General features: G+C 70.1%; 23 protein-coding genes and 2 tRNA genes. 8 read left to right on the top strand and 17 right to left on the bottom strand.

Annotation, left to right across the window (positions count from 1 at the left end; genetic code table 11):
* Positions 1-517: cation:dicarboxylase symporter family transporter (locus JWN68_RS16595; protein WP_297740941.1), on the bottom strand; the 517-nt coding region annotated here is incomplete at its 3' end.
* Positions 518-759: 242 nt separating this feature from the next.
* On the opposite strand from JWN68_RS16595, the gene JWN68_RS16600 reads away from it, so the two are divergent.
* Both JWN68_RS16600 and JWN68_RS16605 read left to right on the top strand, forming a co-directional pair.
* The gene (locus JWN68_RS16600) at positions 760-2,340 is read left to right on the top strand and encodes an NAD(P)/FAD-dependent oxidoreductase (protein ID WP_297740943.1); all 1,581 of its coding nucleotides are present in this window, start codon (positions 760-762) and stop codon (positions 2,338-2,340) included.
* 108 nt (positions 2,341-2,448) lie between these two features.
* A tRNA-Lys gene (locus JWN68_RS16605) sits at positions 2,449-2,521 on the top strand.
* On the opposite strand, the gene JWN68_RS16610 is transcribed toward JWN68_RS16605, so the two are convergent.
* The 8 genes from JWN68_RS16610 to JWN68_RS16645 are packed head-to-tail and all read right to left on the bottom strand — an operon-like array spanning position 2,503 to position 6,531.
* The gene (locus tag JWN68_RS16610; protein WP_297740945.1) at positions 2,503-2,931 is read right to left on the bottom strand and encodes an NAD(P)-binding protein; all 429 of its coding nucleotides are present in this window, start codon (positions 2,929-2,931) and stop codon (positions 2,503-2,505) included. The two genes, JWN68_RS16605 and JWN68_RS16610, sit on opposite strands and share 19 nt — an antisense overlap.
* Positions 2,928-3,431, bottom strand: coding sequence for a pyridoxamine 5'-phosphate oxidase family protein (locus JWN68_RS16615; protein ID WP_297740947.1), 504 nt, complete (start codon positions 3,429-3,431; stop codon positions 2,928-2,930). Before JWN68_RS16615 ends, JWN68_RS16610 begins: the two co-directional genes overlap by 4 nt.
* A 54-nt stretch (positions 3,432-3,485) precedes the next feature.
* Positions 3,486-3,785 (bottom strand): co-chaperone GroES, encoded by a 300-nt coding sequence (locus tag JWN68_RS16620; RefSeq protein ID WP_297741011.1) that lies wholly within the window; start codon positions 3,783-3,785, stop codon positions 3,486-3,488.
* A gap of 44 nt (positions 3,786-3,829) precedes the next feature.
* A complete protein-coding gene (locus tag JWN68_RS16625) occupies positions 3,830-4,078 on the bottom strand; it encodes a DUF3618 domain-containing protein (RefSeq protein WP_297740949.1) in 249 nt (82 codons plus the stop codon).
* The gene (locus JWN68_RS16630; protein ID WP_297740951.1) at positions 4,075-4,839 is read right to left on the bottom strand and encodes an ABC transporter ATP-binding protein; all 765 of its coding nucleotides are present in this window, start codon (positions 4,837-4,839) and stop codon (positions 4,075-4,077) included. Before JWN68_RS16630 ends, JWN68_RS16625 begins: the two co-directional genes overlap by 4 nt.
* On the bottom strand, positions 4,836-5,504 hold the full coding sequence (cbiQ, locus tag JWN68_RS16635; RefSeq protein WP_297740953.1) for a cobalt ECF transporter T component CbiQ: 669 nt from the start codon (positions 5,502-5,504) through the stop codon (positions 4,836-4,838). The genes JWN68_RS16630 and cbiQ overlap by 4 nt, the downstream gene beginning before the upstream one ends.
* Positions 5,504-5,845, bottom strand: a complete 342-nt coding sequence (locus JWN68_RS16640; protein WP_297740954.1) for a PDGLE domain-containing protein — start codon at positions 5,843-5,845, stop codon at positions 5,504-5,506. The genes cbiQ and JWN68_RS16640 overlap by 1 nt, the downstream gene beginning before the upstream one ends.
* On the bottom strand, positions 5,842-6,531 hold the full coding sequence (locus JWN68_RS16645; RefSeq protein ID WP_297740956.1) for an energy-coupling factor ABC transporter permease: 690 nt from the start codon (positions 6,529-6,531) through the stop codon (positions 5,842-5,844). The genes JWN68_RS16640 and JWN68_RS16645 overlap by 4 nt, the downstream gene beginning before the upstream one ends.
* Before the next feature lie 117 nt (positions 6,532-6,648).
* Between JWN68_RS16645 and bcp the strand changes: the two genes are divergently transcribed.
* The 3 genes from bcp (at position 6,649) to JWN68_RS16660 (ending at position 8,196) form a co-directional block, all read left to right on the top strand.
* Entirely contained in the window at positions 6,649-7,131 is a 483-nt protein-coding gene (gene bcp, locus JWN68_RS16650) for a thioredoxin-dependent thiol peroxidase (protein WP_297740958.1), read from the top strand.
* 41 nt (positions 7,132-7,172) lie between these two features.
* A tRNA-Leu gene (locus tag JWN68_RS16655) sits at positions 7,173-7,245 on the top strand.
* 75 nt (positions 7,246-7,320) lie between these two features.
* Positions 7,321-8,196 carry a bile acid:sodium symporter family protein gene (locus tag JWN68_RS16660; protein WP_297740960.1) on the top strand — a complete coding sequence of 292 codons (876 nt, stop codon included), beginning with the start codon at positions 7,321-7,323 and terminating at the stop codon, positions 8,194-8,196.
* A gap of 10 nt (positions 8,197-8,206) precedes the next feature.
* Here JWN68_RS16660 and JWN68_RS16665 read toward each other — a convergent pair whose 3' ends face one another.
* From JWN68_RS16665 to JWN68_RS16680, 4 genes are all read right to left on the bottom strand, one after another.
* On the bottom strand, positions 8,207-8,818 hold the full coding sequence (locus JWN68_RS16665; RefSeq protein ID WP_297740962.1) for a non-canonical purine NTP pyrophosphatase: 612 nt from the start codon (positions 8,816-8,818) through the stop codon (positions 8,207-8,209).
* Positions 8,819-8,844: 26 nt separating this feature from the next.
* Positions 8,845-9,582, bottom strand: a complete 738-nt coding sequence (gene rph, locus JWN68_RS16670; RefSeq protein ID WP_297740964.1) for a ribonuclease PH — start codon at positions 9,580-9,582, stop codon at positions 8,845-8,847.
* Positions 9,583-9,693: 111 nt separating this feature from the next.
* Positions 9,694-10,557 (bottom strand): ABC transporter permease, encoded by an 864-nt coding sequence (locus JWN68_RS16675; RefSeq protein ID WP_297740966.1) that lies wholly within the window; start codon positions 10,555-10,557, stop codon positions 9,694-9,696.
* The gene (locus JWN68_RS16680; RefSeq protein ID WP_297740968.1) at positions 10,554-11,471 is read right to left on the bottom strand and encodes an ATP-binding cassette domain-containing protein; all 918 of its coding nucleotides are present in this window, start codon (positions 11,469-11,471) and stop codon (positions 10,554-10,556) included. The genes JWN68_RS16675 and JWN68_RS16680 overlap by 4 nt, the downstream gene beginning before the upstream one ends.
* A gap of 122 nt (positions 11,472-11,593) precedes the next feature.
* Here JWN68_RS16680 and JWN68_RS16685 point away from each other — a divergent pair, with 122 nt between their 5' ends.
* Both JWN68_RS16685 and JWN68_RS16690 read left to right on the top strand, forming a co-directional pair.
* Entirely contained in the window at positions 11,594-12,769 is a 1,176-nt protein-coding gene (locus tag JWN68_RS16685) for a histidine kinase (protein ID WP_297740970.1), read from the top strand.
* Positions 12,766-13,437 carry a response regulator transcription factor gene (locus JWN68_RS16690; RefSeq protein WP_297740972.1) on the top strand — a complete coding sequence of 224 codons (672 nt, stop codon included), beginning with the start codon at positions 12,766-12,768 and terminating at the stop codon, positions 13,435-13,437. The genes JWN68_RS16685 and JWN68_RS16690 overlap by 4 nt, the downstream gene beginning before the upstream one ends.
* A gap of 12 nt (positions 13,438-13,449) precedes the next feature.
* Here JWN68_RS16690 and JWN68_RS16695 read toward each other — a convergent pair whose 3' ends face one another.
* Complete coding sequence (locus tag JWN68_RS16695; protein WP_297740974.1) at positions 13,450-14,211, bottom strand: MBL fold metallo-hydrolase; 762 nt, start codon at positions 14,209-14,211, stop codon at positions 13,450-13,452.
* Positions 14,208-15,020, bottom strand: a complete 813-nt coding sequence (murI, locus tag JWN68_RS16700; protein ID WP_297740976.1) for a glutamate racemase — start codon at positions 15,018-15,020, stop codon at positions 14,208-14,210. The genes JWN68_RS16695 and murI overlap by 4 nt, the downstream gene beginning before the upstream one ends.
* Before the next feature lie 113 nt (positions 15,021-15,133).
* Here murI and JWN68_RS16705 point away from each other — a divergent pair, with 113 nt between their 5' ends.
* Positions 15,134-16,198, top strand: a complete 1,065-nt coding sequence (locus JWN68_RS16705) for an alkaline phosphatase (RefSeq protein WP_297740978.1) — start codon at positions 15,134-15,136, stop codon at positions 16,196-16,198.
* On the opposite strand, the gene JWN68_RS16710 is transcribed toward JWN68_RS16705, so the two are convergent.
* Both JWN68_RS16710 and JWN68_RS16715 read right to left on the bottom strand, forming a co-directional pair.
* Entirely contained in the window at positions 16,167-16,490 is a 324-nt protein-coding gene (locus JWN68_RS16710; RefSeq protein ID WP_366519824.1) for a DUF3152 domain-containing protein, read from the bottom strand. The two genes, JWN68_RS16705 and JWN68_RS16710, sit on opposite strands and share 32 nt — an antisense overlap.
* 406 nt (positions 16,491-16,896) lie before the next feature.
* On the bottom strand, positions 16,897-17,847 hold the full coding sequence (locus JWN68_RS16715) for a pyridoxal-phosphate dependent enzyme (RefSeq protein ID WP_297740980.1): 951 nt from the start codon (positions 17,845-17,847) through the stop codon (positions 16,897-16,899).
* Between the last annotated feature and the right edge of the window lie 42 nt (positions 17,848-17,889).

Below are 17,889 nucleotides of genomic sequence, written 5' to 3' on the forward strand. Positions count from 1 at the left end.
GCGAGGCAGCTGACCCGTTCCTCGCGTTGGTGCGCTCCGCGCTGGCCTCGAGCCCGAGGACGTTGGTGGGCACGAGCCCGGTCAGGAAGTCCAGCCACGACCCCGTGGTCGAGGGCTGCGCGGCCGAGTCGGCAGACACGCTGGCGTGGTTGCCGGGCTGGAGCACCAGGCCGAGCACCATGCCGATGGAGACCGCGATCAGCGCCGTGATGGCGAACCATGCGAGCGTCTTCCAGGCGAGCCGGGCAGCGCCGGCGACGTCGCGGAGGTTGACGATGGACGCGACGATCGCGAGGAACACCAGGGGCGGGACGATGGTGCGAAGCAGGGTGACGAAGACGCCGCCCACCGTGCTGAGGGTCTCGGTCAGCCAGTTGGGGTCGTCGACCCCGTCCGGGCCGGTGGAACGCGCGGCCAGACCGAGGGCGACGCCCAGCACGAGTCCGATCAGGACCTGGATGCCGAACGATGGAAGACGGAGGCGGCGGGTGGGCCGCTCCGTGAAGGTGGTGCTCATGGCGTGGGTAGACCTTTCATCACGCGCGCGCGACAGCGTGCGCGCCGGTTGCGCGGGGTAGTGGCTGAGACCTGACGGGGCGAGTGTCAGGGACGACAGCGCGCGCTCGTGGTGCGCAACAGGTCCACGACTCGTCGACGCGTCAGCGTCTCGCCCGGGGCCGTGGTTGCCTGCACACCTGTCCCAACGACCTCGACGGCCGGATATTCCTTCGCCCCGAGCCGGGGCGCTACGTTTCTCCGGTGAGCACAGGAGAAGAGAGCTACGACGTGGCCGTCGTCGGTGGCGGGCACAACGGTCTGGTCGCCGCGGCCTATCTCGCCAGGGCAGGGCTCAGCGTCGCCGTACTCGAGCGTCTCGACCACACCGGCGGAGCTGCAGTCTCGGTGTCTCCCTTCGCCGGGATGCCCGCGCGGCTCTCCCGCTACTCCTACCTCGTCAGCCTCATGCCCGAGGCGCTGATGGCCGACCTCGACCTCAACCTCAGCCTGGCCTCGCGCTCGACGGCCTCCTACACGCCGTACGTGCGCGACGGTCGCCCCGGTGGACTGCTGGTCGAACGCCCCGAGGGCGACGCCACCCGCCGGTCCTTCGCCGCCCTCACCGGCTCCGACCGGGACTACGGGGCGTGGCAGAGCTTCTACGCCGAGGTGGGCCGCATGGCCGAGGCCATCGCCCCGACCCTGATGAACCCGCTCCCCCTCGAGCGCGAGCTCCGCGACGCGATCGGCCCCGGGATCTGGCGCGACATCGTCGCCGAGCCGCTCGGACGCACGATCGAGGAACGCTTCGTCGACGACACCGTCCGCGGCGTCGTGGCGACGGACGCTTTGATCGGCACCTTCGCCTCGATGCACGACACGTCGCTGATCCAGAACCGCTGCTTCCTCTACCACCTGATCGGCAACGGCACCGGTGAGTGGCGGGTGCCGATCGGCGGCATGGGGGCGGTGACCGACGCCCTGGCGCGCTCGGCGCTCGAGGCAGGCGCCGAGCTCATCACCGGCGCCGGGGTGAGCCGGATCGAACCCGGCTCCGACGCCGCCACCGTGGTGTGGCACGACGGGTCGCGCGAGCAGTCGCTCACCTGCCGCCGGGTGCTGTCGGGGGTGGCGCCGTGGGTGCTGCGCATCCTGCTCGGCGACGAGGCTGATCAGGCGACGAAGCCGGTCGGTTCGCAGCTGAAGATCAACTTCCTCCTCGACCGCCTCCCCCAGCTGAAGTCGGGCGCGGACCCTGCCGTGGCGTTCGCGGGCACCCTCCATCTGGGCGAGGACTACACCCAGCTCGAGACGGCGTACGCCGAAGCCTCGGCCGGCTCCGTGCCGTCACAGCTGCCCGGGGAGGTCTACTGCCACTCACTCTCGGACCCCTCCATCCTCGGGGAGCTGGCCGACCGCGGAGCGCACACCCTGACGTACTTCGGGCTGCACACCCCGGTGGGCCTGTTCGAGGGACCCGACGGTGCCGCGGCGAAGGAGCTCGCCGTACAACGCGCCATCGCCTCGCTCGACGAGCACCTGGTCGAGCCGATCAGCTCGTGCGTGACCACGGACGCGGACGGCCGGCCCTGCATCGAGGCCAAGATCCCCCAGGACGTCGAGCGCGATCTCGGCATGCCGGGCGGACACATCTTCCACGGCGACCTCGAGTGGCCCTGGGCGCCCAACCGGGCCCGTCTCGACACACCTGCGCAGCAGTGGGGCGTGCAGACCGACCACGACGTGGTCCTGCTCTGCGGCTCCGGAGCCCGCCGCGGTGGCGCCGTCTCCGGACTCGGCGGGCACAACGCGGCGCAGGCGGTGCTGGCAGAGCTGGGCTGAGGGCTGGGACCAGTGCTGGACGCGCGCCAGATCTCGATTTCATCCGATCCTGGCCGACGTGTAGAGTCTCTCCTCGTTGCGTGACACTCGCCTGTTGCCCGACAAGATGCGCCAGTAGCTCAATTGGCAGAGCAGCTGACTCTTAATCAGCGGGTTCGGGGTTCAAGTCCCTGCTGGCGTACAGAACACGAAGGCCGGTCCACCAGGACCGGCCTTCGTCATGTCTGCAGCGTGATCGATGAGCGCGCCGCAGGAGTTACGGCCCCGGGATCGAGCGCCTCGACGGCGACCGCGTGGTCTTCGTCGACGGGGGAAGTCGGAGTAGGCCATCCGCCGGCACGACGCGTTGATCTCGAGGGTGTCGTAGCAGGCCGAGGTCCCGTTGGGGTTGTCGTAGACCCAGTTGCCGCCGATCGCCGAGCCCGCCTCGAAGCAGTCGAACGGCACCCCGGCGAGGTGGAACTGCTTGGCCGCAGCGATCCCCGAGGAGCCCGCGCCGATGATGCAGGCCCGGGGCAGGGACGGGTTTGCCGCGATGGGCTCTGTGACGGCCGGCGCGCGGTGCGACTGCTTGACGAAGTAGGCCGTCACATCTCCTGGGTCGAGGGGGCGGTGGTCCCGCCGAGCTCCATGGCGGGCAGTCCGAGCTTGCGGTGGTCCCAGCTGCGGGTGCGCTCGATGTCGAGGCGGACCACGACCCGGTTGTGCATCATCAGCTCCAGGAAGGGCCGCAGCTCGGGGGTGTACGGCGCGTGGTAGCGCTCGAAGAGCTGCAGGCACACCTGCTCCAACAGCGCGGGATCGTCCTCGGTCACGATGCCACGCCCCTCCAGGGAGACGCCACGCAACGAGTCGTAGGTGTGCCCGGACTCGACCAGGAAGGTCATCTGGTCGCTGCGGCGCAGGTTGCGCACCTTCTGCGACTTCACCTTGGTCTCGAGCCAGATGTGGCCGTCGAACCACGCGTACCACATGCCGACGAGGTGGATCTGTCCCCGCGGACCGAGCGTCGCGACCGTCGAGCTGCGCTGCGCATCGAGGAAGGCATCGATCTCGGCCTCGTCCATGACGATGACGTCGCGCTGCTTCACGGGCACACCCTAGGGCAGCGGAAAGCGCCCCAGGGGCGCGCGAACGGGCAGGTCTCAGAGGTAGAGACCGGTGGACCCGGCGTCCAGCCGCTCGGCAGCGACCGCGTGCACGTCCCGCTCGCGCAGGACGACGTAGACCTCGCCGTGCACCTCCACCTCGGCCTTGTCCTCGGGGTCGAAGAGCACCCGGTCGCCGATCTCGACGGCGCGAGCGTGCGGGCCGATCGCGAGGACGCGTGACCACTGGAGTCGACGGGCTCCCATCGCGGCCGTCGCCGGGATCACGATGCCACCGGAGGACCGCCGCTCCCCCGCGTCCCGGTCGAGCTCGACCAGGATGCGGTCGTGCAGCATCTTGATCGCTGCAGCTCCGGTGCCCACTGCCGTGCCTGCGGTGCTCAGTTGACGATCTTGCGGATGATCGCGAGCACCACGATCGCGCCGATGACCCCACCGGCGACCTTGATGATGTTATCGGTGCGCGGAGCCCCGGACTCGAGGTCCACGAAGTGCGCCTTCACCGAGCTCACCTCACGAGCGACGATGGTCTTCGGACTGGCGCGGTGGGCCAGCTGGTCGATCGTGCTGGCGAGACGCTGCCGCGTCTCCTCGATCTCGCGCTCGAGCGACGTCTGTTCGTTGGTCACGCGGGAAGGTTATCAATGGCGCGCGGATCGAATCCCCATGGCAGCTCGAGCCGATGGCCGGCCATCAGGGGCGCATCGGTGAGTATGTCGAAGGTGCGCCCGTCGGCGACGACGACGCCGTCGCTCAGCACGACCGAGCGCGGGCAGAGCTCCAGCGCAAACGGAAGGTCGTGGGTCACCATCAGCACGGTCACGTCGAGACCTCGCAGGATGTCGGCCAGCTCGCGTCGACTGGTCGGGTCGAGGTTGGAGGTGGGCTCGTCGAGCACGAGGATCTCGGGTTCCATCGCCAGCACCGTGGCCACCGCCACCCGGCGTCGCTGGCCGAACGAGAGGTGGTGGGGCGGCCGGTCGGCGTACTCCGCCATCCCGACCTTGTCGAGGGCGGCCATTACGCTCGCCTCCAGCGCGGCGCCCTTGACTCCCAGGTTGGCCGGCCCGAAGGCGACGTCCTGCCGGACGGTGCCGAGGAACAGCTGGTCATCCGGGTCCTGGAAGACGATCCCGACGCGGCGGCGGATCTCCTTCAGGTTGCCCTTCTCCACCGCGAGTCCGCCGACGGCGACGGACCCCGCTCCGGCGGCGAGGATGCCGTTGAGGTGGAGCACCAAGGTCGTCTTGCCGGCGCCGTTGGGGCCGAGCAGCGCCACCCGCTCCCCCTCGTGGACGTGCAGGTCGACACCGAAGAGCGCCTGGTGCCCATCGGGATAGGCGAAGGCGAGGCCGCGGACGTCCAGCACCGGCCCGAGCGTCGTGGTCATCGGGGCAGGCTGCCGTCGTAGCCGCGGGAGAGCATCGCGAGATGGACGCGCTCTCCGCGCTCGTAGGAGCGGATGAACAGCGCTCCCATCGCGCGCGCGAGAGCCGGCCAGTGCCGAGGGGAACGCGGGTCGCACCCACGCGAGCGCATGGCGACCAGCATCCGTGACAGCTCGCCGGTGACGACGTCGACGTAGCGGATCATGAAGCCCATGATCGAGACGATGAGGTCCGGCATCCCGAGCCGGTCGAGTCCTCTGAGCACGTCCTGGGGCTCGGTCGTGGCCGCGAGGGTCAGCGAGGCCAGCACGCCGATGGAGCCCTTCGCCAGCAGGGTGAGCCCGGCATGCAGTCCGGGCTCGGAGACCTCCACCCCCAGCACCGCGATCCGCGGGCCGTCGGCGACGAACGGCAGCAGCAGGGCGAACGCCGCGAACGGCAGCTCGATGACCATGCGGGGTGCCAGGTAGCCCACCGGCACCCGCGAGACGCCGATGACCGCCACGAGGACCAGCACCTCGACCACGAAGGCCGGCCACCAGGCTCCCGGGGTCGCCACGACCACGAGCATCAAGCCCAGCAGGGCCAGCAGCTTCAGGTGCGGCGCGGCACGGTGGATCGGGCTGTGGCCGTGGAAATGGAGGCGGTGCCCGTGGCCGGCACCCATCAGGCGGCCCGGTCCGGCTGGTCCGGCTGGACGTCTGCGGCGGTCCCCGCGGCCGGTCGCCGACCTAGGGTCCAGAACAGTGCTCCACCCAGCAGCGCCACCAGCCCCACGCCCGCCACACCCGCGACCGCGCCGCTGAGGCGGGCGTCGTCGACGCCCCGGGTCCTGTAGTCCGCGAGCGGGCTGTCCGCCGTCGCGGAGTCCTCTGCAGTGTCACCGAACCCGGTCTCGGTCGCCACGTGCTGCAGTCCGTCGGGGCGGTCGCTGGCGTAGTAGCTGGCGACCCCGGCCAGGAACAGGATCAGGAGCACGGCAGCAGCGAAGAACGAGCGACGGCTCACCGGGTCATCCCGGCGGCGCGGATCTCGAGGGTGCGTAAGGCGATGAGCGGGCGTGCGCCGTACACCAGATCAGGTCTCGTCGACATCACGCTGGCCACGACCAACCCCGTGATCGCTGCCTCACCGAGGCCGATCAGGGTGTGCCAGCCGACCATCGCGGTGATCACAACGGACAGGTCGACGGGAGCCAGTCCGCCGACGGCGAACAGGGCGGCGAAGACCAGCGCGGAGCTCGGCACGCTGATGAAGGCGGCGACCGCAGCCGCGACCGGCACGGACGCCGGGCGTGAGGGCAGCACCCGGCGGAGCACGACGAACGTGGCCCAGCCGACCGTCACCGTGACGAGGGCGATCAGCGTGACGTTCGTGCCGAGGGCCGTGACCCCACCGTCGGCCATCAGCAGCGCCTGCACCAGCAGGACGACCGACAGGCACAGCACTGCCGACCAGGGACCGGCCAGGACCGCCGCGAGCGCACCGCCGAGGAGATGTCCGCTCGTCGGTCCGACCGGGAAGTTGATCATCTGGGCGGCGAACACGAAGGTGGCGACAAGACCGGCCATCGGCGCCGTGCGGTCGTCGAGCTCACGCCGGGCGCCACGCAGGGCGACGGCGACCCCGGCTGCTGCGACCACGCCGGTCGCCAGCGAGGTCGGCGCGTCCAGGAAGCCGTCGGGCACGTGCATGGTGGACTCGCTCTCCTTCGGTGCCGGCCGTGCTTGGATGTCGACCGCTGGGCCCAGGCCCGCTGCCACCTTATTGCACACTGTTTGCAACAGCCGGACTGACCCAGGAGTTCCGTCATGAGCCCGACCACCACCGACCGCCTCAGCCCCGGCGACGCGGCGCCAGACTTCACGCTCACCTCGGACGCCGGCGAGCAGGTCACGCTCTCGAACCTGCGGGGCCGCAAGGTGATCGTGTACTTCTACCCCGCGGCGATGACTCCCGGCTGCACCAAGCAGGCGTGCGACTTCAGCGACTCACTCGATGCCCTGACGAGCACGGGCTACGAGGTGCTCGGGGTCTCCAAGGACAAGCCGGCCAAGCTGGCGAAGTTCCGTGAGCGCGACCACCTGACCCTCACCCTCCTCTCCGACGAGTCCCTCGAGGTGCACAAGGCCTTCGGCGCGTACGGCGAGAAGTCGCTCTACGGCAAGCTCGTGCAGGGCGTGATCCGCTCCACCTTCGTCATCGACGAGGACGGCACCGTCGAGCTCGCGCAGTACAACGTCAAGGCGACCGGCCACGTCGCCAAGCTGCGCCGGGACCTCGGGATGGAGTGAGGGCCTGGCCTGACGCGTCATCCGTCTACGCTTGGCGGTCGGCGGTCGTAGCCCAACGGCAGAGGCACACGGTTTAGGTCCGTGACAGTGAGAGTTCGAATCTCTCCGACCGCACCCCTGCCATGAGTTCGTGAGGGCGACACCTCCTCGAAGTCCCCACGGGACCCCGCGCATCGCTAGGGTCCGCTCATGGACTCTGCGCTGACCGCGATCGGACTGCCGATCGCCCTGGCCTTCATCATGTTCGGTCTGGGGCTCGGGCTCACGATCGCGGACTTCCGGCGGGTGGGCGCTCACCCGAAGGCGGTCGTCATCGCGCTCGCGTGCCAGCTGGTGCTGTTGCCGGCCATCTGCTTCGGGCTCGTCGTCCTCTTCGACCTGCCGCCCTTCCTCGGCATCGGCATGCTGCTGCTGGCCGCGTCCCCGGGCGGCACCACCGCCAATCTGTTCAGCCACCTGTTCCGTGGCGACGTGGCGCTCAACATCTCCCTGACCGCGATCAACTCGGTCATCGCCATCGGCACCCTGCCGCTCATCACCAACCTTGCGATCGACTACTTCGACAAGAGCGAGACCGTGTCGATGCCGCTCGAGGAGGTCATCAAGGTGTTCGTGCTGATCCTGGTGCCGACGGCGATCGGCATGCTGGTGCGAGCCAGGAGCGAGTCGTTCGCCGTCAGGATGGACAAGCCCGTCCGCATCGCCTCCGCCATCATCCTCGCGGTCCTGGTCCTCGCCATCCTGCTGGGAGAGAGGGAGCGCGTGGGCGAGTACATCGCCGACGTCGGCCTCGTGGCCACCCTCTTCTGCGCACTGAGCCTCGTCATCGGATACGTCGTCCCGCGCGCCTTCGGGGTCGTCGAACGGCAGTCGATCGCCTCGTCATTCGAGATCGGGGTCCACAACGGGACGCTGGCGATCTTCGTCGCCGAGAACATCCTCGAGGTCAACGAGATCGCTGTCCCGGCTGCGGTGTACTCGTTGCTGATGTTCGTCCTCGCCGCGCTCTGGGGCTTGTTCATCTCGCGACGCGTCGGCTCGACCAGGGAGAGCGTGGCCGCCTGACCGGTCCTCGTCAGCGCAGTGCTGCTGCCACCCGGGGTGCGAGCGCCCGCAACGCGTGGCCGCGGTGCGAGATGCGGTCCTTCTCGGCCGGATCGAGCTCCGCCGTGGTCAGTCCTGCCTCAGAGTGCTCGTCGGCGACGAAGACCACGTCGTACCCGAAACCGCCGCCACCCCGGACCTCGCGAATGATCCGGCCGGACATCCGGCCGTGCTCGACGATCTCGACGCCGTCGGTCGCCACGAACGCGACGGCGCACTCGAACCACGCGGTGCGCCGCTCGTCCGGTACGTCGCCGAGCTGGGCCAGCAACAGGTCGTTGTTGCGCTCGTCCGACTTGGGCGGGCCGGACCAGCGCGCCGACAGCACGCCTGGCATCGCGTTGAGGGCCTGGACGCACAGTCCGCTGTCATCGGCGATGGTGGGGAGCCCCGTCGCAGCGAGACCGGCCCGCGCCTTGAGCAGCGCGTTGCCCTCGAACGTCGGCTCGTCCTCGACCGGCTCCTCGTAGTCGGTGACGTCGCCGAGCCCCAGCACCTCGACGTCGGGGATGTGCTCAGCGAGGATGCGCTGCATCTCGACCAGCTTCTTGGCGTTGCGCGAGGCGAGGAACACCTGCGTCATCGGGGCCCTCGTCATTGCGGCCCCACTCATTGCGACAGAGCCTTCTGCTGCATCCTGGTCAGGTCGGCACAGCCCTTCGCTGCCAGGTCGAGGAGGGCGTCAAGCTCGGCTCGGTCGAAGGCAGCGCCCTCGGCCGTGCCCTGCACCTCGACGAAGGACCCTGTGCCGGTCATCACGACGTTCATGTCGGTCTCGGCGCGTACGTCCTCCTCGTAGGGCAGGTCGAGACGCGGTGCTCCCTCGATGATCCCCACGCTGACGGCGGCCACCGAGCCGGTAAGCGGTTCACCCTTCAACGCGCCGTTCGAACGGAGGTGGGCGACGGCGTCGGCGAGGGCGACGTACGCCCCGGTGATCGCCGCGGTCCGAGTCCCTCCGTCGGCCTGCAGCACGTCACAGTCCAGGACGATCGTGTTCTCGCCGAGCGCCTCGTAGTCGATGATCGCGCGCAGCGAGCGACCGATCAGGCGGGAGATCTCGTGGGTGCGGCCACCGATCCTGCCCTTGACCGACTCACGGTCCGAGCGGGTGTTGGTGGCGGCCGGGAGCATGGCGTATTCGGCCGTCACCCAGCCGAGCCCGGAGCCCTTGCGCCAGCGCGGCACACCTTCGGTGGCGGACGCGGCGCACAGCACCTTGGTGCCGCCGAACTCGACGAGCACCGAGCCGGCCGCGTGGTCGAGCCAGTGGCGAGTGATCCTGATCGGACGGAGCTGGTCGTCGCTGCGACCGTCGGCGCGGACAGGTGCGGGCTGGTTCGTCATGCGCCGAACCCTAGTGAACCCGCGAAATCAGCGCCGGGTCCGGTCGTCCCCGTAGCTGACCGGACCCGGTGCCGTTGGCCCTCTCCCCCGCGGGGGGCCAGCTCGAGTGAGCTACTTGAGCTCGGTGCGCAGGATGCGCCGCAGCCCGATCGCCATGGGAAGCACGACCCAGATCGTCAGGGTGCTGAGGACCGGCCCGACTCCCAGGTCGGGTGTGCCGCTGGGCACGGGGGGCAGCTCGCCGCGGAACGCGGCGACGGCAAAGCCTAGGTCGACCCACGGCACGACGTCCGGTCCCCAGCTGAGGAGGAAGTAGACCGCGCCGTAGACGATGTTGGGCAGGATCAGCGCGACGACGTAGTAGGCGACGATGCTGCCGGGCGTGTTCAGGATGGCCATGGCCAGACCGAACGCCATCAGGAAGTAGACCATCTGCAGGTAGAGGGTCCAGGCGAGGTCCTTGCCGTCCGCGGTCCACGAGATGTCGACGCCCGTCGCCGCCAGGAGGGCGTGACCGGCTACCCCGATGACCGCGGCGAGCGCAAGCGTGATCAGGGCCAGCAGGGTGACCGCCGCGAGCTTGGCCAGGATCACGCGCAGGCGGTGCGGTTCGAGGGCGAAGGTGACCAGACCCGTGCGCTGGCTCCACTCCTGGGTCACCGACATGATCGCGAGGGTGGGGAGCAGGAGCGTGGTCAGGAACGTCAACATGCTCTGCCAGTCGGACAGCGTCATCGAGAACTGCTCGTCGAACAGCGAGATGATGACGACGATGCCGGCCGCCACGATCAGGACGCCGAGCGTGATGGCGAGCAGCCACCGGCCCGCACGCGTGTCCGTCATCTTCCGGAGCTCGACGGACACCAGGCGCCCGAACGGCACCTGCTGGGTCGAGGACACATCGATGCTCGGCAGCCGGTCCAGGGCAGGGTTCACAGCTGGGTCCACGGCAGGGTTCACGGCTGGGGCGGTCATACCGCGACTCCTTCAGGGGTGACGCTCTCGCGCTGGGTGTCAGCAGTGAGGTCGAGGAACAGGTTCTCCAGCCCGCCCTCGGCGGGCCGCAGGTCGGTCAGCACGAGCTGCTTGGCGGCGGCCACCTTGCCCACGGCCACCGGGTCGGCCTCCACCCGCAGACCGTCCCCGGCCGGGGAGATCTCCAACCCGGCCGCCGTCAGGGCCGTCGACAGGGAGGCGATGTCGAGCGCCATCACGTGCGTGGAGCCACCGCCACGCCCCGCAAGAAGCTCCTGCTTGGTGCCGCTGGCCACGATCTTGCCGCGGCCGATGAGGATCATCTCGTCCGCGACGAGCTCGACCTCGTTGAGCAGGTGGCTGGAGAGGAGCACGGTGCCTCCGCGCTCGGAGTAGTCCTTGAGCAGTCCGCGCATCCACCGGATGCCTGCGGGGTCGAGCCCGTTGGCCGGCTCGTCCAGGATCAGCACCGAGGGGTCGCCCAGCAGCGCGTGGGCGATGCCGAGACGCTGACGCATCCCGAGCGAGTAGTTGCGGAGGCGACGCTTCGACTCGGCGTCGGAGAGGCTGACGAGCGCCAGCATCTCGTCGACCCTGGACATGGGCAGGCCCATCAGCTTCGCCCCGAGGGCGAGGATCTCGCGACCGGTCCGGCCTGCGTGCTGCGCTGACGCATCGAGCAGCACGCCCACGTGGCGTCCGGGGTTGGGGATGTCCCGGTAGTGGTGACCCCCGATCGTCACCTCGCCCGCGTCCGCGGGAGTCAGGCCGGTCATCACGCGCATCGTCGTGGTCTTGCCGGCGCCGTTGGGCCCCAGGAAGCCGGTGACGCGACCGGGGCGACAGGTGAACGTCACGTCGTCGACGGCGGTGAAGTCGCCATACCTCTTGGTCAGTGACATCACTCGAATCATGGAGACAGACTGCCTCGGAGCGACCCTGCACCGCATCGGTCGCAGGGCTCGACCGTGGCCGGTCCGAGCCCTACCAAAGTAGGGGTGGGGGCGCGTACGGCGGCGCGCCCTAGCCTTGCCCCATGACGGGCCCGACCGAACACCCGAGCGCGGCGGAGACGCGGCCCGAGGTGACCCCGCTCGGACAAGCCTGGCGTCTCGCCCTCTGCCTGCTCATCGGCCTTACGGCCTGGTCGCAGGCGGCGGAGCGCGAGTGGGCCGAGCAACGCACGATGTTCTGGTTCGAAGTCGTCCTCGGAGCGCTCGCCTTCGTCCTGGTGGTCTTCCGACGCCGGGCCCCGGTCGCGATCGCGGCCGCCACCGCGTGCCTCAGCACCTTCTCGGGCCTGGCGGCAGGACCGGCCACCCTCGGAGCGGTCTCCGTGGCGACGACGCGTCGCCCGCTGCCGATCATCGCCATCGGACTGCTCAACATCGCGTGCGCCCTGGGCTACATCTTCTACGCGCCCGTCGAGCAGGTGATGCCGCTCTGGGTCTCGGTGGCGATCACCTTGGCCGTGAACACCGCGATGATGGGTTGGGGGATGTACATCGGCTCGCGGCGCGAGCTGATCTGGACGCTGCGACAGCGCGCTGCCCGGGCCGAGCGGGAGCAGGAGCTGCGCGTGGCGCAGGGACGCAGCCAGGAGCGCGAGCGGATCGCCCGCGAGATGCACGACGTGCTGGCCCACCGGATCACCCAGATCTCCATGCAGGCAGGCGCCCTTGCCTTCCGCGAGGACCTGCCGACCCATCAGCTCCGTGAAGGTCTCGGCGAGATCCAGGGCAAGGCCGGGGAAGCGATCGACGAGCTGCGTGGCGTGCTCGGCGTGCTCCGCGACCACACGGGAAAGCTCGTCGACGGACCCCAGCCCACCTATTCCGATGTCGGGGGTCTGGTCGCGGAGGCGCGCGCCAACGGGGTGACCGTCGAGCTCGTCGACCGGGTCGACAGGTCCACCGCAGCCATCCCCGACCCCGTCGGTCGGGCGGTCTACCGGATCATCCAGGAGGGCCTCACCAACTCCGTCAAGCACGCTCCCGGGGCACACGTCAGCATCGAGATCAGCGGATCGCGCCGGGAGGGCATCGAGGTGTTGATCTCGAACCCCCTGGGTTTCTCCGGCGGCGCACCGCACGGTGCCGGCCTGGGGCTCGTCGGCCTGGTCGAGCGCGCCGAGCTGCGCGGGGGCACCCTCGTTCACGGCCGGGAAGGTTCCGCGTTCGTGGTTCGCGCGTCGATACCGTGGGCGGCATGAAGAGTGCACCGTCCCGGCCCATCCGGGTGCTCATCGTGGACGACGACGCGCTGGTGCGCTCAGCCCTGGGGCTGATGCTGGGGGGACAGGGCGACCTGGTGCTGGTCGGCGAGGCCGGCAACGGTGCCGAGGGGCTGGCCATCGCCGAGCGGGAGCGCCCTGACGTGGTCCTGATGGACATCCGGATGCCGGTCATGAACGGGCTCGACGCGACCAAGGCGATGCTGCTCCTCCCCCGCGCCCCGTCGGTGATCGTGATGACGACGTTCAACGGCGACGACTACGTCGTGGAGGCGGTCGCCGCGGGCGCTGACGGCTTCCTGGTCAAGGACACCCCGGCGCCGGACATCATCCAGGCCATCCGAAAGGTCGCTGACGGGGAGGCCATGTTGTCGCCGTCGGTCACCCGTGCCGTGCTCGAGCAGATGAGGCAGTCCCAGGTCCCGGACCGGGCCGCGCAGGCCGAGGGACGACTGGCGATCCTCACCCGGCGCGAACGAGAGGTCGCGATCTGCGTGGGCCGCGGACTGAGCAACGCCGACATCGCGGCGGAGCTGTATCTCTCGGTGCCCACCGTGAAGGCGCACGTGTCACGACTCTTCGACAAGCTCGACACGAGCAACCGGGTCCAGATCGCGATGGTCGTGCACGACGCCGGTCTCGTCTGAGCGGCTCAACCCTCAGAGGTCGATGACCATGCCGGCGACCGCGATGTCGAGCGGTCCCTCCCACGTGGTGCGCGCTTCGGCGTACGCCGCCTGCGGGTCGTGCCACGGCGGGACGTGGGTGAGCACCAGACGTCCCACCCCCGCCGCCAGGGCGGTCGCGCCGCACTCGGAGCCGGTCATGTGCAGGTCCGGGGGGTTGGTCTCGCCGTCCCGGAAGGAGGCCTCGCACAACAAGACGTCGGCCCCGGCTGCGAAGGCGGTGAGCTCCTTGCACGGACCGGTGTCGCCGCTGTAGACGAGGGAGCGGCCCCCGACGGTGACGCTGGTGGCGAACGCGGCGACCGGATGCACCACCGGCATGGCGCGGACCAGGAACGGTCCGATCCGCACCGGGTCGCCGTGGGCGCGGAAGTCGAACTCCCCGGTCATCCCGGGATTCAGGGGCAGATCGTAGGCACGAGCCATCCGGCCGGGCGTGTCCTCGGGCCCCCAGACGGGTATCCGCGGCTGGGGGCCGGTGGGGTGGTACTTGCGCATCACGTAGTAGCCACACATGTCGAGGCAGTGGTCGGCGTGCAGGTGACTGAGGAAGACCGCGTCGATCGTCAGGGGGTCGGCGTATCGGTGCAGGTGACCGAGCGCCCCGTTGCCGAGGTCGAGCAGGATCCGGTAGGTGCGTCCGCCCTCGTCGGCCTCGAGCAGGTAGCAGCTGGCGGGCGACTGCGGCCCCGGGTAGGAGCCCGAGCAGCCGACCACGGTGACCTTCGCGCTCACGAAAGTCCCCCGACGAACTGCGAGGCGCCGAGGAGCTCGGCGCCGAGGAAGCGCCGGCCGATGGTCTCGAACTCGTCCGGGCTGCCCGTGGTGGCGAAGGAGTACGCCGCAGTGCCGCCCTCGCGCATGAGGTCGGTGCGCACCAGCATCTTGTAGACGTCCTTGGCGCACTCCTCCGCGGAGCTGACCAGCGTCACTGCGTCGCCCATGACCAGGGAGATCACGCCGGTCAGCAACGGGTAGTGCGTGCAGCCGAGCACCAGGGTGTCGACACCTGCGTCGACGAGCGGCTGGAGGTACTCCTCGGCGACGTCGATGAGCTCGTTGCCGCCGGTGACCCCCTGCTCCACGAAGTCGACGAAGCGGGGACAGGCGCGGGTGAGGAGCTCGACGTGCGGCGCGGCCGCGAAGGCGTCGTCGTAGGCCATCGACTCGGCGGTCGCGCGCGTGCAGATCACCCCGATCCGCCCGTTGCGGGTGGCGGCGACGGCGCGTCTCGTGGCCGGCAGGATCACCTCGATGACGGGCACGTCGTAGCGCTCCCGCGCATCGCGCAGCATCGCGGCGCTGGCCGAGTTGCAGGCGATGACCAGGGCCTTCACGCCCTCCGCGTAGAGGTGGTCGAGGCATTCGAGGGCGTACTCGCGCACCCCGCCGATCGGCTTGGCGCCGTACGGCTGGCGGGCCGTGTCACCGACGTAGCGGATCGACTCGTGCGGCAGCTGGTCGATGACTGACCGCGCAACCGTGAGACCACCGAAGCCGGAGTCGAAGATCCCGACCGGGGCTTCGCGGGTGGAGGAGGGCACGACCGCAAGGCTAGGCGGTCCGGGCGTCCAGCGGCACGCACAGGGGCGTATGTCGGGTCACACCCTCGGCGGGCGACACCGGCTGGAGGGCAGTGGGCATCTACCCTGGGGGCATGTCCCGCCTCGGAGCCGTCCTGTCCGTCCTGACCCTCTCCGTGTCCGGGGGTGCCGCGTTTGCCGCGACCACGGAGGCTCCTGACGCGGTGTCCGCGCCGAACCTCGAGCGGCGCCTCGACACCGTCGGCCCCGTCGACACGGTCGTGGCGATCTCGATCGACGGGCTCAACCCGAAGGCGATCACGAAGCTGGGCAAGCAGCGTGCACCCGCGTTGAACAAGCTGGTCCGCCGGGGGGCGACGACGCTCAACGCACGGACGGCCTTGGAGCTGACCGACACCCTGCCCAACCACACCAGCATGGTCACCGGCCGCCGGATCGAGGCCGCCACGGGTGGCCACGGCGTGACCTGGAACGACGACCGCCCGCTGCCTGCCACTGTCCAGGCCGCGGCCGGGCACGACGTGTCGTCGGTGTTCAACGTCGTCCACGACGCCGGAGGCAGCACGGCCCTCTTCGCGAGCAAGACGAAGTTCTCGCTCTGGGACCGGTCCTGGCCCGACGCCATCGAGTCCGAGCTCATCGTCGAGCCCAACCGTCCGCTGGTTCGCGCCTTCATCACTGATCTCACCGCCCAGACCCGCAGCTTCCGCTTCCTCCACCTCTCCGCGCCGGACGTCGCCGGACACGACCGGGGGTTCATGAGCCCCGCCTACCTCGACGCGGTCACCGCCACCGACCGGCTGCTGGGCAAGGTGATGAAGACGATCGCAGCGACGCCCACGCTCGCGGGGCACACTGCCGTCATCCTGACCGCGGACCACGGCGGGCAGGGGGCCAGCCACCGCACGCCCGACAAGCTCGCGAACTACCGGGTGCCCTTCATGGTCTGGGGCCCGGGCGTGGCCGCGGGCGCCAACCTCTACGCCATCAACCCGGACTACACGAACCCGCGCCTGAGTCGCACGACGTACGACGACGCGCCGATCCGCAACGGAGACCTGGCCAATCTCGCGCTCGACCTGCTCGAGCTGTCAGCCGTCCCCGACAGCGAGCTGAACGTGGACCAGGACCTCGACTGGGAGCCGCTCAGCGCTCGTCCGGCCGCGGCCACGGATTGAACCGGCAGCCGTCGAGCCCCTTCGACTGCTGCATCATCACCGGCGCCGGCTGACCCGGCCCGGGGCAACCCCAGTGTCCGTGGCCGAGCCAGTGGCCGGTCTCGTGGTTGACCACGAGGTGCCGGTAGTTCCTCAGGCCGGCGCGCGCCCGGTTCCACGCGGGTGAGGCGAACTTCCAGCGGTCCTGGTTGATGACCAGCTCGCCAGCCGCGCGCGTCGGCGTACGTCTCCCGCGCCTCGCGCCGGAAGGTCGCCATGCTGGTGGTGATCCGCCCGCGGGCGGCGACGGAATAGGTCACCTGCCGGCGCACGGGCATGCGGTAGTCGACGCGGGTCATGGGTTCGGACTCGGCGCTCGTCCAGGCGTGGCCGTCGGCACGGACCCGGACCTCGACGCTGACCCGGGTGCCGACGTCGAGGGCGGTGAGGCGGTAGGTCCGACCGCTGGCGCCGCTGACCGGCTGCGCATCGCGCAGCCAGCGGTAACGGGTCTCCGTGCGTTGCGGGGTGCAGCGTCCCGGGTGCGCGCGCAGGACCTCGCCCTCCTTCGGCGTGCCCGCGACCGAGGGCGCCTCCACGTTCGTCAGCGGCGGGAGGTCCGGCGGCCCGCGACGGGCTGCCGAGCACGGCCGCACCGAGCAACACGGTGAGGATGAGCGCGGTCAGACGCGTGAGCATCCGCCCACACTAGGCCAGCGCTACGCCCACAACTGCCCGTCGAGGCGGTCCTCGGCCTCGTCCACGGTGCCCTCGTAGGCCCCGGTCGAGAGGTACTTCCAACCCCCGTCGCAGACGACGAAGGCGATGTCGGCGCGCTCGCCCGCCTTGACCGCCTTGGCGGCCTGGCCGAGCGCGGCGTGCAGGATCGCGCCCGTGGAGATGCCGGCGAAGATGCCCTCGAGCTCGAGCAGCTCGCGGACGCGGCGTACGGCGTCGCGGGGGCCGACCGAGAAGCGGGAGTCGATCAGCGTGGCGTCGTACAGCTCAGGCACGAAGCCCTCGTCGAGGTTGCGCAGGCCGTAGACGAGCTCGCCGTAGCGGGGCTCGGCCGCGACGATCCGCACGTCGGGCTTGGCGCGGCGGAAGAAGCGCGAGACGCCCATGAGCGTGCCGGTCGTGCCGAGTCCGGCCACGAAGTGGGTGATCTCGGGCAGGTCCGCCAGGAGCTCGGGACCGGTGGTCTGCTCGTGCGCGAGGGCGTTGGCGTCGTTGCCGTACTGGTAGAGCATCACCCAGTCGGGGTGCTCGACAGCCATCCTCTTCGCGACCCGGACGGCTTCGTTGGAGCCGCCCGCGGCAGGCGAGGAGACGATCTCGGCGCCCCACATGCCGAGGAGCTGGCGGCGCTCGGCGGAGGTGTTCTCCGGCATCACGCAGACGATGCGATAGCCCTTCAGCTTCGCCGCCATGGCCAGCGAGATGCCGGTGTTGCCGCTGGTCGGCTCGAGGATCGTCGCACCCGGACGGAGCGACCCGTCCTTCTCGGCCTGCTCGATCATCGCGAGGGCCGGGCGGTCCTTGATGGAGCCGGTCGGGTTGCGGTCCTCCATCTTCGCCCAGATCCGGACGTCTGGGCTCGGTGACAGCCGCGGCAAGCCGATCAGCGGGGTGCCACCGACCGACTCCAGGAGGCTGTCGAAGCGCGTCATGGCTTCCGGGGTCCCCGCGGCGTTGTCGGCGGGAGGAGCGAA

Source organism: Nocardioides sp. (assembly GCF_025964975.1).
Taxonomy (GTDB): domain Bacteria; phylum Actinomycetota; class Actinomycetes; order Propionibacteriales; family Nocardioidaceae; genus Nocardioides.

Coding starts and splice junctions, on each gene's coding strand:
- JWN68_RS16630 (WP_297740951.1), bottom strand. CDS start 4,839: ATGACCACGACGCTCGGGCCGGTGCTGGACGTCCGCGGCCTCGCCTTC.
- JWN68_RS16715 (WP_297740980.1), bottom strand. CDS start 17,847: ATGACGCGCTTCGACAGCCTCCTGGAGTCGGTCGGTGGCACCCCGCTG.
- JWN68_RS16705 (WP_297740978.1), top strand. CDS start 15,134: ATGTCCCGCCTCGGAGCCGTCCTGTCCGTCCTGACCCTCTCCGTGTCC.
- JWN68_RS16665 (WP_297740962.1), bottom strand. CDS start 8,818: ATGACGCAGGTGTTCCTCGCCTCGCGCAACGCCAAGAAGCTGGTCGAG.
- JWN68_RS16685 (WP_297740970.1), top strand. CDS start 11,594: ATGACGGGCCCGACCGAACACCCGAGCGCGGCGGAGACGCGGCCCGAG.
- JWN68_RS16690 (WP_297740972.1), top strand. CDS start 12,766: ATGAAGAGTGCACCGTCCCGGCCCATCCGGGTGCTCATCGTGGACGAC.
- cbiQ (WP_297740953.1), bottom strand. CDS start 5,504: ATGGGTGCCGGCCACGGGCACCGCCTCCATTTCCACGGCCACAGCCCG.
- rph (WP_297740964.1), bottom strand. CDS start 9,582: ATGACGAACCAGCCCGCACCTGTCCGCGCCGACGGTCGCAGCGACGAC.
- JWN68_RS16620 (WP_297741011.1), bottom strand. CDS start 3,785: ATGCTGCACGACCGCATCCTGGTCGAGCTCGACCGGGACGCGGGGGAG.
- JWN68_RS16660 (WP_297740960.1), top strand. CDS start 7,321: ATGGACTCTGCGCTGACCGCGATCGGACTGCCGATCGCCCTGGCCTTC.
- JWN68_RS16680 (WP_297740968.1), bottom strand. CDS start 11,471: ATGATTCGAGTGATGTCACTGACCAAGAGGTATGGCGACTTCACCGCC.
- JWN68_RS16645 (WP_297740956.1), bottom strand. CDS start 6,531: ATGCACGTGCCCGACGGCTTCCTGGACGCGCCGACCTCGCTGGCGACC.
- JWN68_RS16675 (WP_297740966.1), bottom strand. CDS start 10,557: ATGACCGCCCCAGCCGTGAACCCTGCCGTGGACCCAGCTGTGAACCCT.
- bcp (WP_297740958.1), top strand. CDS start 6,649: ATGAGCCCGACCACCACCGACCGCCTCAGCCCCGGCGACGCGGCGCCA.